The following is a 15,614-nucleotide window of genomic DNA, read 5'->3' on the forward strand; positions in this document are numbered from 1 at the left end:
ATCTATTTTCCCCCTTCTGAAAGCTTGCCGACCAAATCATAGCCATTTGCGCCAGTTACTACTGCTTTCACAATATCACCTGAAATTAATTCTCGTTCAGAAGATACAAAGAAGAAACCATCCACTTGAGGAGCATCCATATAGGTGCGTCCGATATATACATTTTCTTCATCTGTAAGCCTTCCTTCTATTAAAACATCAAAAATTTGATTCTTTAATTGCGAAGTATGGGTAAATACAATGCCCTGTTGTAACTTCATAATCTCTTTCTGACGCTGTTTTTTTACCTTTGCAGTAATTTGTGGCTTAAGCTTTGCTGCAGGAGTATTGTCTTCTTTAGAATATGTGAATACTCCAAGACGTTCAAATTTCATATCTTTAACAAACTCCATTAATTCCTGATGTTCTTCCTCTGTTTCTGTCGGGAAGCCAGTGATTAATGTGGTTCTTAACACAATATCGGGAAGCTTCTCTCTCAATGTATTAATGATGTGAATCAGATCCGCTTTGGAGGTTTTTCTTCCCATTAGCTTTAAGATCCGATCCGATGCATGTTGTATTGGTATATCAAGATATCTACAAACCTTTGGCTCAGATATCATCGCTTCGATTAATTCATCTGTTATCTCTTCTGGATAGCAGTACAGGATACGTATCCATTCTATCCCTTCAATGGAAGCTAGTTCATGCAAAAGCCTGGGCAACGTATTTTCTCCATATAAATCTTTACCGTAAATAGTAGTTTCCTGAGCGACAAGAATAAGTTCCTTTACCCCTTGTTCTGCCAGATATTTTGCTTCCTGCAACAGATCCTCCATCGGAACACTTCGGTAATTTCCACGAACCTGAGGAATAATACAATACGTGCAATGCTTATCACAACCCTCAGCTATCTTAAGATAGGTAGAGAAGGTACCCGATGTAAGAATTCTCTTGCTACTTGATTTTGGTAGAACGTCCAAATCCTCAAAACGGGTAGGATGTTTTCCGTCAATAATCTCTTCAATAACCTTGTGTATTTCTGTAAAGCTGGAAGTACCAAGAAGGGCGTCCACCTCCGGAATTTCACGTAATATTTCATCCTTGTAACGTTCTGCTAAGCATCCTGTTACAATCAATGCTTTCAATGAACCGCTTTTTTTGTATTCCGCCATCTCAATTATGGTATTTATACTTTCCTGTTTTGCATCATGAATAAAGCAACAGGTATTTACTATAATAATATCTGCATCTTCTTCCTGATTGGTGATTCGATAGCCACTCTCATGCAGAATACCTAACATATTTTCGCTGTCAACAAGGTTTTTATCACAACCAAGGGATATAAAATATATGTTCATATTAAGTCCTTTCATTATTAATTGCTGGTAGCTTTGTTGCTTCAACATTGTAACAGCTTTTTATAAAAAAAGAAATAGTTATTTTACTCGTTATACTACAGTTATAGAACAAGCTTCAGAAACTTTCCTAAAATGACATATCTTGTTGTGACATATACTTCGAATATGTTTTCATCATATCTTTCACATAATGTAAGCGTCTGCCTTTCATAACAAACGGCTTATAATCCCCAACAAAAGATGAATTCATAAATCGTTTGATACATCTAAGGTCCCGGTTGTTGTATAAACTTCTAAGGCCCAGCTCCAGATTCTTTCGTATTCTAATCATAGCCTTAGATTGATCTACAGAGGTAATCAAAATACCATTTTCATAAATAAGTTCATACACCTTTTGATAAGAAAAACAAGGGTACCGTTGTCCCTTCATATTATAGTCCTTCACTGGGTTTGTGCCTATTAGGATAGCTCCGTTATAAGAAACCTTAAAATCATTATATTGATACTCTGTTTCCTCCCCTACATTGTTAACAGTAGCTGCAGATATGAGCTCACCCGATACACACTGCGAGTATGACTTTGGCATAACAATTCTGTTTAAATAAAGATGATAATCTTTCATCGAAAATTCACAGGTAAACGGATAATTGAGTGAATTAAGGTTCAATGGCAATTACCCCAATGCCGATGGATGAATAATAAACTCCTGCTCCGCTTCCAACACACGAAAGGAACCGTCTATTATGGAAGGATTCATATTATAATTAAAAATCATTTGTTGTATGTTATTCAAATAATATCACCGTCCGATCCTCTTTCATTAATATAGTTTAGATTGATCAGGTGTCAAAAATCAGCAACTTAATATCCATTTCACTGCATAAACCAGACTATTGATACCCTAATCAATATTATAACAATCACTATGGAAGCGATATCTTACAGCCTAAAGGACTGATTCTACACAGTTGTTCATTAACATTGCTATGGTCATAGGGCCAACTCCTCCGGGTACAGGTGTAATGGCAGATACCTTATCAACCACATCATCATAATCAACATCGCCACATAGCTTGTTATTCTCATTTCTATGAATACCGACATCAATGACAACTGCTCCGTCTTTTACATATTCCTTAGTTACAAAGCGGGGTTTTCCAATCGCAACGATTAAGATATCGGCACGTTTACATACTTCTGCTAGATTTTTAGTCCTGGAATGGCAGATGGTAACAGTTGCATTTTCTCTAAGCATTAACAAAGCCATCGGTTTTCCTACTATATTACTTCTACCAATAATGACACATTCTTTACCCTCAATTGAGATATTGGATCGCTTTAGTAATTGAATAATACCAGCCGGAGTACAGGAAAGAAATCCTTTCTGTCCGATACTTAATGCTCCCACGCTTTGCGGATGAAATCCATCCACATCCTTACTTGGGTCAATGGTCTTAATGACAAGATCTTCATCAATATGCTTTGGTAAAGGCAATTGAACAAGAATTCCGTTTACTGACACATCTTGGTTTAGCTTTATGATTAAGGACAGCAAATCCTCCTGTGTGGTGCTTTCAGGGAGCTCATATGCCAAGGATTTTATTCCGATGTATTCACAAGCCTTCTTTTTATTACCAACATAAACACTGGATGCAGGATCATTACCGACCTGAATGACTGCTAAGGTAATCTCAACTCCGGATGTCTTTAATTGTGCAACCTTTTCCTTTAATTCGTCCTTTATCTCGGCGGATATTTTTTTACCATCAATAATTAATGCCATAATAACCTCCATCTGTATGTTAAAAAATATATTTTCAATTGATTTCTAATCTATTTTAATATATCTTATTGTATATCTCAAGAAATATTTGAAATAACAGGAAACCATATAGAATGATGAATAAAATCGAATTAGACATCCTGGTAATAATAAAAACCATTGTAGTTATTACTAAAATGTTATAAAACATCAATAGACATTATAGTACATACATAGGAATGAGGTATATTATGAAGATTTTTAAGAATATGAGATTTTCTTTTCTAAAGAGAGAGAACGATAATGCTTCGGATAAGCCAGCATCTTTATTCAAGTTGGTCTGGCCGATTTTTATTGAAATGACGTTAACCATGCTGGTAGGTAATGTAGATCAATATATGGTTACCAGATATTCTGAAAATGCGGTTGGTGCAATTGGAAATGCCAATCAAATTATTAATTTACTGATGATTATGTTCAATTTAATCAGCATGTCTACTATAATACTGGTTGCACAATATATTGGTTCTAATAACAAACATAAATTATCTACCATATATACCCTGTCACTATGTGTTAATCTAGTATTTAGCTTTATCATCATGTTTATCATAATATGCTTTTCAGGAACCATCTTTCGCTTTATGAAGGTCCCTCAGGATATTTATACAGATGCACATACCTATATTCTATGGATAGGCGGTTTCATATTCCTTCAGGCTATTATATCAGTGTTTTCAGCTATTTTTCGTGCAAATCGTATGATGAAGGAAACCATGCTCATATCTGTCTTTATTAATTTGGTTAATGTGCTTGGTAATGCATTACTTATTAATGGAGCAGGCTTTTTACCTGCATTGGGAGTTGCTGGTGCAGCCATTGCTACGAACGTAAGCCGTTTGGTTGGTATATTATTATATTGTTACTTATTTCATAAGCACTTTGATACGAGAATTTCTCTAAAAGCATTGTCTCCATTTCCAAGAATGGAATTAAAAAAACTACTTGGTATCGGTATTCCATCAGGAGGTGAATCTTTTAGCTATTCCATAGCAATGACATTAATTCTTAAGGTGGTTAATACCTTTGGTACCTTTGTGATTAATACGAAGGTATTAGCAAGTACTTTCTCCTGGTTTTCTTACATGTACTCTTCTGCTGTAGGACAAGCTTCTCAGGTAGTCATCGGTAATTATATGGGTGCAGGTAAGGTTGATCAGGTGGACCGCCGGGTTAAAAAGACCTTAAGGAATGCAATCATCGTATCATTGGTTATCTCAACAACTATGTTTATCTTCAGTGATCTCCTATTTGGTTTGTTTTCCAAAGATCCAAGAGTTCTTGCACTTGGAAAAAAGATTATGTTCATTGAAATCCTCTTAGAGCTCGGAAAATGTACGAATATTACACTGGTACGTTCCTTGCAGGCTACTGGTGATATTAAGTTCCCCATGATAATCGGAATGGTATTTATGTGGGCAGTTGCTTTTGGATTTGGATATGTTCTAGCTGTAGTATGTAATCTAGGTCTTGTAGGAATCTGGATCGGTATGGCTCTGGATGAAGATATTCGAGCTATCATTTTCTTAATCAGATGGAAAAAAGGAAAGTGGAGGAATATCAGATTAGCTGGAGATTAATATATAGAACTCATAATAGCTTTTATTTGTTATTGGATATTATTAAGGGCTTGCTATTATATGTGCACATTCTTAATGAATGTGATACTTACAATAGCAGGCCCAGCTTTATGTTTAATTATGGACTTAAATAAATAATGGCGTTTTTATTTGTGTAAAGAAATTAAATTATACTAATAATATCATTATCCTCTATAATAATTAATCAAGCATCCTTTTAATATAATTTCTCTTTCATCATCCGTCAGTTCACCCAGCTGTAATGAGAATTCTTTCATATCCTTTGTTACAACGTAGGCTTTAATGTCCGTTGATTTATCAATAATTGCCATTTTTATATCCTTAATAAAGATATAATCTCCATTTTGGAAAGGAAGCTCTGCATCTTTGTATAAGAAGGGAAGCATTCCCCAATTTATAAGATTGGAGCGATATCTCTTTGTTGCATATTCCTTTGCAATATTTGCAAAACCACCAAGTACCTTCTGGCAGCTTGCTGCTTGCTCTCTTGCCGAGCCATCGCCGGGTTTCACTGCATAAATGGTACTTCCGATTTGAGTTTTATTCGCATCGAAGGAGAACTTTGCTGCAATTTTATCGTATACTTCCTTTAACTCCATATTAACAGCAACTACATCTTCACCTGCTAATCTGGCTTTTTCTGCTTTCTGCACTTCTTTCGCACGGCCTACATATGCAGGATCCTTACGAGAAAGGGTGAATTCGGCTAATCCTAAAGGATTGGATCGATAAGACGAGGTCTCACCGGACGGAATTAATTCATCCGTTGTAGTAACCGGATCATGAATCTCAGATACTACCTTAAGTATAATATCATCACTTAATTCTGACATAGCGGGCCAGTCTACGATTCCAGGGCCAAATTTAATCTCCACGCTACTGTCTGCTTTACCAATTCCATTATATACTCGATTATCATAAATCGTACTATCAAAGAAATACTTAGGTTTACTGAAGGTCACATCAATATTCTCTGCGGATGTTAAATATCCTTTATTTGCAGCTGTGGCAGCAATGGATCGTGCATCCATTAGAGCAACGGAAGCGATTTGACCATTGGTTATCTTCGAACCTTCTCTGTTCGGGAAGTTCCTTGTAGTATGACGTATACTGAAACCGTTGTTAGAAGGAACATCTCCTGCACCAAAGCATGGACCGCAGAATGCAGTTCGTATTGTTGCACCACTTGCCATCAACTTTGTTACTGCACCATTTTTAACCAATTCCATAAATACCGGTTGACTTGCTGGATAAACACTTAACGAGAACTCGTCTGCTCCTATGTATTTACCATTCAGAATATCTGCAGCATCGCATATATTCTCAAATCCACCACCGGCACATCCAGCTATAGTACCCTGATCAACGTATAATTTGCCGTTTCGAATCTTATCTTTCAGAGAATATTTCACTTTATTGTTATCCAGGCTTACGAGTGCCTTCTTCTCTACCTCAGTAAGAATATCGTATAGATTTGCATTTAATTCATCAATGGTATAAACATTGCTAGGATGGAAAGGCATAGCAATCATTGGTTTGATTTCAGACAAATCAACATAAACCACTCCATCATAATATGCTGCCTGTCCCGGCTTTAATTCTTTATAATCAGCAGCACGATGATGGGTTTCATAGAATTCCTTAACCGCGCTGTCTGTGGCCCATATAGAGGAAAGACAGGTTGTTTCGGTAGTCATAACATCTATACCGATTCTGTAGTCAACGCTTAAATTCTTAATACCATCACCGACAAACTCCATCACCTTGTTATTCACATATCCATTGGCAAAAACAGCACCGATAATAGCTAATGCAACGTCCTGAGGACCTACTCCTTTTCTTGGAGTACCGGTTAAATATACGGCAATAACCTCCGGCATATTAATATCGTAGGTTCTGTTTAATAACTGCTTCACAAGCTCCGGGCCACCTTCACCAATCGCCATAGTACCAAGTGCACCGTAACGGGTATGACTGTCAGAACCCAGAATCATACTTCCGCAGGAGGCTAACATCTCTCTTGCGTATTGATGAATTACTGCCTGATGAGGTGGTACAAAGACTCCACCATATTTTTTAGCGCAGGAAAGGCCAAACATATGGTCATCTTCATTGATTGTACCTCCTACTGCACACAAACTGTTGTGACAATTGGTAAGAACATACGGTACCGGGAATTTCTCCAAGCCACTGGCTCTTGCAGTCTGAATAATACCAACAAAAGTAATATCATGGGATGTTAGCTTATCAAATTTAATCTTCAATTTTGAATCATTACCGGAGGTATTATGATTGTTTAAAATCTGATAGGCCATTGTATTTTTCTTAGCCGGTTCTTTTGAAATCGCATCTAATCCTGTCTTTGCTTTAATTTCCTCATTTACCTGACTATGCTCTTCAATTAATTCAGTACCATTAACTAAATAGGCACCCTTGTCATATAACTTAACCATTTTCATTTCTCCTTCTTAAGGCTTAATCCTTTTGTACTGTCACATATTTACTTGCTTTAATAATAACAAATCGTAACTGAATTTATGACTAACTTATAATAGTAATGTCATATCATTATTCTTCTACGATACCTTCAGCCAGATTAATTCTGTATTTTTCATTACAATCGATTAATTTGGATGATAGTAAACCGTTGGAAGCTTTTACTTTCAATACAATGATGCCATCTTTATCCTCTTCAAAGGTGAGCTTGATATTGCCATTGAATTTATCATTAAAAACACCTGCATCAACAAATAATTCTTCATTATTTTCAAACTTAAACCTAACTTCAAAATTCGAATTACTGCCGAAAAGGTTGATTTCTTCTTGTGGAAGGAACGCTTTTCCTTTTGCAGCTATATCATTAAATTCTATATTATCGGTAATCGGTCCTTCTTCTCCGACAAAGTATGTGTTAACATATTCTAATTGAAGATTTGTATTGTTTTTTACTGTTATTTTTCCATCATTACTTTCGATTATCATGAAAATGATAACTAGTAATAAAAGGACGGCTGAAGCTATGGCAGCTGCTATCTTTTTCTCCTTCGTATTCAACAATATACTGCTCTGTGTTTGTTTCTTATTCTTTTTTCGCATGTTTTCTTCCTCCATATACCTTGTACAGAATTTTAGACATTCTTAATCATAATATTTTATGTAAGAATAATCAAGTCTTATTTTGTATGGAATTATATGAAAATAGGACCGAGGAATCCCCGGTCCCATTCAACTATTGCGTAATTAATTAATCTTGAATAAACGTATGGAAGCATCTAAATCAGAAGATTTACCATTGAGTGATTTTGCTGCTTCATTCATTTTTGTTACTGCTTCAAGCTGCTGTTGTGCGGTAGCATCTACTTCCTCTGAAGCAGCGGAGGTCTCTTCAGCTACTGCAGAAATACTTTCGATTGCATTTAAGGTATCATTTTTAGCCTTATCGATGTCATGAATACCATCTGCTATATTACTCATTTTTATTGCTAATTCATCAACATGTACATTAATATTATTGAATAGCATGATAACATCTTTTAGTTTTTCTTCTGTTGTTTTTGAGATTGCACCGGCTTGGCGTACGGTTGCCGCTGTATGCTCTGTTTTCTTGCTGATATTATTAATGATCTGTTCGATTTCAGAAGCGGAATTCACTGATTTAACTGCTAATTTACGAATTTCATCAGCAACCACGGAAAATCCACGTCCTGCATCTCCGGCTCTTGCTGCTTCGATGGAAGCGTTCAATGATAACAGATTTGTCTGCTCTGCAATATCGTTGATAACAGCGATTATTTCTGTAATTGCCTTTGACTCATTACTTAGTTCTTCAATTTCCTGAATAGTATCATTTGTAATCTGAATGCTTGCACCGGTTGCTTTATTTAATTCATCTACCACATGAATACCATCTGTAACAACACTTTTTGTATCATTAGAAATCTTCTCAATGGCGATGGAATTCTCATGAACGAGGTTAATCTGATTAGCAAGTGCATCGGTCTGATGTAAGCAACGCTCAGCATCGGAAGCCTGTTGGGTGATTCCCTGTTGTATTTCGGAAATTGCTTTTGATATATCTTGTGAAGCAGTTAATAATAATTCAGAATTCTGTGATACATTTTGAGAGGAACTTATAACTGCTTCACCAATGGAAGACGCTTTTGTAATCAGCATCTTCATATTTCTAATCATATGATTAATGCTATCTGATAAAACAAGGAATTCATCTTTTCTCTTGGTTTGAACTTCTACCGTCAAGTCACCGCCTGCGGCTTTTGATAGAGAACCAATAATCGCTTTAATGTCTTTATCTATTCCTGCAGCAACCACAACACCTATTAAACCTGCAATAATTCCTGCAACAAGCACGATAACTATTGCTAACAGTCGAATGGAATTCGCTTGACTAGTAATCTCAGAAACTGGTACCAGAGCCGCTATAGCAGCGCCTGTATCTCCTATTTTTGTGAAGATCATCAGGTGTTCCTCTCCATGAAAGGATACTGGCATATTTCCATCCTGACTCTCACTTGTGATTATATTATTATAATAATCCTTTCCATAGAATAAGGTTTCTGTATTATCGCCATCCGGTGTAATTTCCCTTCCGTCTGCTGAAATAAATGCTACCTTACTATCTTTTGGAAGATTCATACTGGAAAGAGCATCTGAAATCACATTCATAGATACATCAAATTGCAGAAAACCGATGGGACGTCCAGACATACCCATATATTGCTTTATAAAGGTAATAGCATATGTATTAGTTGACGTATCAAATTCTGTATCAGAGAAATTATGATAGCCTGTCCAAAGTGATTTTACCTCTGTGGCTTTCTTTGCTTCTTCAGTCTCTGAGAATGATGCAAATGCATCTTTACTAGTAAAATCTCCAAGTGAAGAAATACTGGAGCCGTAATTTGCATAAATAAATATATTCTCAATGTATTGATCGGATACTGCAGTTGTCGATATAGTGTTACGTACCTTCTTTAATAAATTACTTTCTGCTATGATATCGTCCTTCAACTTTCCATTATAATATTGCTTCATATTATCATCCATAGATAACTGAACTGCTTTATCTTCGATGTTCTGCATAATAATATCATAATATTTTCCTGTGGATATTATCATGTTCTCAGTAGATTCTGTGAAAATAGAAATTATTGATTTGGATGCACTTGAATAAGCAGCGACGCCTAAAATAATAATGAATATTACCGGAATCATAAAGGATAAAATAAGCTTAGCACGTATACTACCCCTAACATGCAGTAAATTATGAAATATCTTACTTATTCTTTGCTTAAAACTTATCTTTTGCCCATTATTCATCTTTTGCATATTAGTCTTTTGTCCTACCTTTTTTTTCACTATGTTACTCCTCCCTGATAGTGCAACATGTATAATTCTAACATCAAAAACATGTTTAAATATGTATTTGTATATATAATTTTATCACTAAATTAATACTAAAACAAGTTGGATTGAACAAAAAAACCGTAATCACAGAATGATTACAGTTTATTTGTATTTTATATATAATTATTATGATTTTCTATTTATTTTATGGAATAAACTACCTTTGTACTCGGCCGGAAGCATCTCCACCTACTAATGCTTCGACTTCTGCTTTGGACACCAGATTAAAATCCCCAGGAATTGTATGCTTTAATGCGGATGCTGCTACAGCAAATTCCAACGCATCTTCCATACTTTTACCATCCAATAGTCCGGCAATCAGACCACCAGCAAAGGAATCTCCTCCACCTACACGATCAACAATACGAATATTATATTTCTTTGAATGATAGAATTTCTTACCATCATAAATACAAGCAGACCAGCCATTATCGGAAGCGGAAAAGCTTTCTCTTAAGGAGCTAACTACATACTTAAAATTGAATTTTTTCACCATCTGCTCAAAGATATCCTGATAACCGGCAAGCTCCAATTCTCCGCTTGTGACATCGGTTTTTCCTGGTTTAAAGCCCAGCACCTTCTCTGCATCCTCTTCATTACCAATGCAAACGTCAACATATTGCATTAGATTTGTCATAATTCTTTGTGCTTTTTCAGAAGACCAAAGCTTCTTACGGAAATTAAGGTCAACAGATACAGTAATGTTCTTGCGTTTAGCAGCCTTTAATGCTTCTTCTGTAAGAATAGCTGCCTTATCACTTATAGCCGGTGTAATACCTGTAAAATGAAACCAGTCTGCTCCTTCAAAAATAGCATCAAAGTCAAAATCGGATGGATCTGCTTCTGCAATGGAAGCATGGGCACGATCATATACTACATTAGATGCTCTCATGGACGCGCCGGTTTCCAGAAAATAAATTCCGAGCCTTTCTCCCCCACGAGCAATATAATTACAGTTAACGTTATACTTTCGCAAGGCAGCAATAGCGCAATCACCAATCGGATTGTTAGGGACCTTCGTTACAAAGTACGCATTATGTCCATAATTTGATAACGATACAGCAACATTAGCTTCTCCACCGCCATAGCATACATCAAAACTGTCTGATTGAATAAATCTCTGATACCCAGGTGTAGACAACCGTAGCATAATCTCGCCCATTGTTATAACTTTTGCCATTTTATTCTTCTCCTTTTAGTATAAATATGAAATCAATATCATCCATAGTATAGAATTAATAAAATGGATAGTCAATGTCAAAAAGGACTCAAAAACTCGCAAATTTTGCTATTTTTTATCAAAGGTGTTCCTTTTGTAATTGTCCTTTACCAAACATGGAATGAATCCCTAAAATCATACTGATCATTGCTACTCCAAAAGGTAGCAGGATTTCTGGTTGTGGAGACGAGTACTTTGTCATTTCAGACAAGCATAGGATTAATGCAACGATGGAAATCAATGCGTATAATAATCCTCCTAAAAGAACTTTGAATTTTCTGATGTGATTGCTTCGGATTAGTCTTTTCATTTTTTTCTCCGTTTCATATTCTTAATAATACTCATAAAATGGGAGCATCATGTCCCTTCTATTATATTAAACGATATATGAATAGAAAAGGTTGCATAATTCTCATAATTTTAGTAAAAAATTATGAATTCACTAATTATAGTAAGAATTAGAACCCTTTATTGATCAATCGATGGATTTTTAATGCAATAGAAGAGCTGCTGAAAAATGTATTGAAAGAATTATGTGTTAGATAAGCAATAATTCATGGAAATACATTTACAGCAGCCTTGGCTTAAATTGATTTTATGTCTAATAGCTTTTCAAATTCCTCAACCGGCATCGGTTTATAGAACAAATATCCCTGTGCCATATCGCAGGAGCTTTCTAACAAGAATTCAACCTGTTCTTCTGTTTCGACTCCTTCCGAAACTACTTTCAATCCCAATCCCTTTGCCAATGAAATAATTCCCGAGATTACAATCTTATCCTGGACACCCATCTCATTCCACATAAAGAATTCGCGATCCAGCTTTAAGATATCGATCGGTAGTGTCTTAAGCATATTTAGTGAAGAGTAGCCTGATCCAAAATCATCTATAGAGATTAGAAAACCCTTTTGTCGGAAGCTGTTTATAATTAAAACAAGGCGATCCAGCTCCTTAAAAAATATACTTTCCGTAATTTCTAATTCAATTAATCTCGGAGGAATATTATATTTTTCTAACAAACCCAGGAAACGGTCCAGAAAATTAGCCTCATTCAAATGAATTCCAGATACATTAATAGAAATAATAATCTCCGGATTCCCCTGTAGCAGCCATTTCTGTAAGGTTGATAACGTTTTTTCATAAACATAAAAATCTAAATCAGTAACAAATCCGTTCTTCTCAAAAATCGGAATAAAGTCATTTGGAGAGAGAATCTGACCAGAGGGAAATCTCCATCTTACCAAAGCCTCTGCACCGACAATCTTTCTGGAACTAAGATCAATCTTTGGTTGCAGGTATACAATAAATTCATTGTTTTTCAATGCTTCATTCATGCGATTTTCTATCATTTTCTCTTTGGAAACCTGTGTGTGAAGAAAATTGTCATAAATAGCAAAATCACTTTTATGTGTACCTTTCACCGTTTTTCTTGCCAAATTCGCACGATCAATAGCAATGCTTAAGACCTTATCCTCCTGTTTTAAGAAATAAATGCCGCCTGTTATTACAATTTTAATTCGGGGGAAGGCTTCACTAAAATATTCTTCCAGCTGATTATAAAAAACTTTAATCCGTTCTATTGTTTCACTTTTGTTTTTATAAGAAAGCATAATTAAGAATTTATCATCCGATATACGGCAAGTCAATTCTGTTCCTTTTATGCTCCTGTCTATAAGCTTGGCAAAATGTATTAATACTTCATTACCGATGGAATAACCCCAGCTATCATTAATATTTTTAAATTTATCAAAATCACAATAAATGATGCAATATTTATTTTTGGAAGAACCAGATATTAGCTTCATAGCCTCCGCTTCAAACTTTGACAAAGTCAATACTCCGGTCATAGCATCCGTTGAATGGACTCTGTCTATAAATCCGGTCACATCCACTGAGCAAATTAAATCAATGCTGCTTCCATCCGGTAACACTTCCCTGGTAGCCGTTGTACTATACCAGGCATTATCTTTATTATGGTAGGTCTCTATAGAATAGGTATTCGCATATGTATTTAATCCACTTAATGGACAAGGATCACAAGGAGTCTCCCTACCATAGATGACGTTATAACACATTGCTCCGAGCTTTACATTGGGAAATTGTTTCTTTGTATATTCGCTAAAATAGACAAGCTCATATGTACCTTCCTTTACAGCATAATTGCATAGCTTTTGATTACTAAGGGTAGCTTGCGAGAAAAATAACTCGTTATCCAAATCAAGCTTACTTCGAAGCTGTAATATATAAGTACTGAGAAATCTTGTTAATGTGTATAAGGTATCTAACTCGTATTTGCTCCAACATCTTGCCGAGATACAATCTTCAAAATTCACAGTGCCAATAAAGGTATCTCCATCATATATTGCGCATTGAACAACAGCTTTGGTTCCTAATCTGGCAAATAGTAGTTCCAATGAAAATGGGAGCTTTTCTGTTGCAACGTCATTAATGTATAATATATTATTGGACATAAAAATATCTTTGTAATTCTTTATCATTGGTCTATTTTTTTCCAATAAATCGTATTCTGCAGATGGGATACCAAGATTACGCCATTCAAAATGAACTCTCGCTTCTTTATTACCAATCTCTGTTTCATACACCGTGATACGGGAAAGATTAAAAAACTTTCCTACTTCATGTAAGACATGATTGATGGAATAATGAAGATTGCTCGTGTCGTTTAATATATCAAGAGCAATATTCATAATACGCTTATCTACATTTGACGTATCAATACCGGAACTGTTCCATAAAAAAGGTTCAAATTCTGTATCCAGATATTGACACTCCATGTCCTGCTGATATAAAACAAATTGATCTTTCCCTCTGGATTTTGCAATGTAAAGAGCGATATCTGCTTTTCGATATAAAGTTTCATAATCATTACCGTCTGCTGGATAGGATGCACAGCCAATACTTACTGTAATCAATTTATTTTTTTGAAAGTCATGTAATTGATTCCTGGCCATCTCACAGATCGCTGCTAACGTTTGTTTAATCTGGTTTTGCTTTTTAATGTCTTTTTGCAAAACAAGAAACTTATCTCCGCCAATTCGACCAATAATGTCGGTTGAATGAAAGAGTTTTTCTAATTCCTTAGAAAACATCTCAATAATTTCATCCCCTTCAACATGACCCAGCAGTTCATTGATCTGTTGAAAATTATCGATATCAATTATCATAAAATTATGAATACTCTGTTTCTCATCAAGATTACTCCGTTCTAAGCACTGATCCACCTTTTCTTTTGTAGTAGCTCGATTATATAGGCCTGTTAATCCGTCCCGCAATAATCTTTGAACAATTTTCTCATGCTCGCGATATTCATTATCAATATTTAAGGTTCTGCCGAGTATAACACTTGTATTTCCATGTTCATCCCTAAGTGCAGTTCCCTGATATCGAATCCATATGTATTCATCATTATCACCCAAGGAACGAAGATCATATTGAATGAATTCTTCTCCTCTGTCCATACTATCACAGAATGCTTCAAACTCCTGTATATCCTCTGGATATAACCAGCCCTTTTGAATCATAGTATTACGAAAATCTGGTATTGTTAAATTATGATTAGCATAGCGCCCTTTCAGTTTTCGGAAATGCTTAAACTCTTTTGTTTTTATATTATACTCCCATAAAGCACATTCGGTAAGCTCTGCAAAGATTCGGTATTTTTCTTTTTCTAGTTTTAGATTATTTTCAATTGCCTTTCTTTGCGAAATATCGTATAAAAGGATGATGATTCCATTTACCTTGTTATCATTCGTAATATTGTATCGTATTACTAATTGATAACTAATCTTATTTAGACCTGTAATCTCTATTTCCGACTGATATTGATTTAATGCTTGCAGTTGTGTCATGTCAGCATCTCTGTTTTCATTTACATGATGAATATAATTCAATATCATATGTTTCAACTGTGTGAACTGCTCCGATTGAATCACATCCGTAATCAACAGACCATAATTTTCCATGGAAAGACCCATTATAGAGGATAGAATCGGAGTTACATATTGTATTGTTCCATCATTATCTAAATAGATAGCAGCAATTTGTCCACTTTTTAAGAATTGGATAAAAGCATCATCTATTAACAGAGTATGTAAAGAACTGTCTTTTATTATTGCATTATTCTTTTGCATTTTACACCTCTTTAGGGTTTCGTTTGTTAAGTATTTGTCTAATAATTATAGTACATT

General features: G+C 35.3%; 10 protein-coding genes. 1 reads left to right on the forward strand and 9 read right to left on the reverse strand.

All coding sequences use genetic code 11. The features are described 5' to 3' along the window. Positions 1-2: 2 nt before the first annotated feature. The 3 genes from rimO to folD form a co-directional block, all read right to left on the reverse strand. Positions 3-1,340 (reverse strand): 30S ribosomal protein S12 methylthiotransferase RimO, encoded by a 1,338-nt coding sequence (gene rimO / locus H0486_RS09185; protein WP_228352719.1) that lies wholly within the window; start codon positions 1,338-1,340, stop codon positions 3-5. 127 nt (positions 1,341-1,467) lie between these two features. Continuing rightward, positions 1,468-2,007 carry a hypothetical protein gene (locus tag H0486_RS09190; RefSeq protein WP_228352720.1) on the reverse strand — a complete coding sequence of 180 codons (540 nt, stop codon included), beginning with the start codon at positions 2,005-2,007 and terminating at the stop codon, positions 1,468-1,470. A gap of 279 nt (positions 2,008-2,286) precedes the next feature. After that, positions 2,287-3,123, reverse strand: coding sequence for a bifunctional methylenetetrahydrofolate dehydrogenase/methenyltetrahydrofolate cyclohydrolase FolD (folD, locus tag H0486_RS09195; protein ID WP_228352721.1), 837 nt, complete (start codon positions 3,121-3,123; stop codon positions 2,287-2,289). A gap of 230 nt (positions 3,124-3,353) precedes the next feature. Here folD and H0486_RS09200 point away from each other — a divergent pair, with 230 nt between their 5' ends. Then, complete coding sequence (locus H0486_RS09200; RefSeq protein ID WP_228352722.1) at positions 3,354-4,742, forward strand: MATE family efflux transporter; 1,389 nt, start codon at positions 3,354-3,356, stop codon at positions 4,740-4,742. Between the two features lie 185 nt (positions 4,743-4,927). On the opposite strand, the gene H0486_RS09205 is transcribed toward H0486_RS09200, so the two are convergent. The 6 genes from H0486_RS09205 to H0486_RS09230 all read right to left on the reverse strand — a co-directional run bounded on the left by H0486_RS09205 (position 4,928) and on the right by H0486_RS09230 (position 15,557). Beyond that, on the reverse strand, positions 4,928-7,216 hold the full coding sequence (locus H0486_RS09205; RefSeq protein WP_228352723.1) for a hydratase: 2,289 nt from the start codon (positions 7,214-7,216) through the stop codon (positions 4,928-4,930). A 115-nt stretch (positions 7,217-7,331) separates the two neighbouring features. Beyond that, entirely contained in the window at positions 7,332-7,859 is a 528-nt protein-coding gene (locus H0486_RS09210; protein WP_228352724.1) for a hypothetical protein, read from the reverse strand. Between the two features lie 144 nt (positions 7,860-8,003). After that, positions 8,004-10,139 (reverse strand): methyl-accepting chemotaxis protein, encoded by a 2,136-nt coding sequence (locus tag H0486_RS09215; protein WP_228352725.1) that lies wholly within the window; start codon positions 10,137-10,139, stop codon positions 8,004-8,006. 205 nt (positions 10,140-10,344) lie between these two features. Beyond that, positions 10,345-11,367 (reverse strand): sugar kinase, encoded by a 1,023-nt coding sequence (locus H0486_RS09220; protein WP_228352726.1) that lies wholly within the window; start codon positions 11,365-11,367, stop codon positions 10,345-10,347. Positions 11,368-11,485: 118 nt separating this feature from the next. Beyond that, a complete protein-coding gene (locus H0486_RS09225; RefSeq protein ID WP_228352727.1) occupies positions 11,486-11,716 on the reverse strand; it encodes a hypothetical protein in 231 nt (76 codons plus the stop codon). Between the two features lie 274 nt (positions 11,717-11,990). Next, positions 11,991-15,557 carry an EAL domain-containing protein gene (locus tag H0486_RS09230; RefSeq protein WP_228352728.1) on the reverse strand — a complete coding sequence of 1,189 codons (3,567 nt, stop codon included), beginning with the start codon at positions 15,555-15,557 and terminating at the stop codon, positions 11,991-11,993. Positions 15,558-15,614: the final 57 nt, after the last annotated feature.

Source organism: Variimorphobacter saccharofermentans (assembly GCF_014174405.1).
Classification (GTDB): domain Bacteria; phylum Bacillota; class Clostridia; order Lachnospirales; family Lachnospiraceae; genus Mobilitalea; species Mobilitalea saccharofermentans.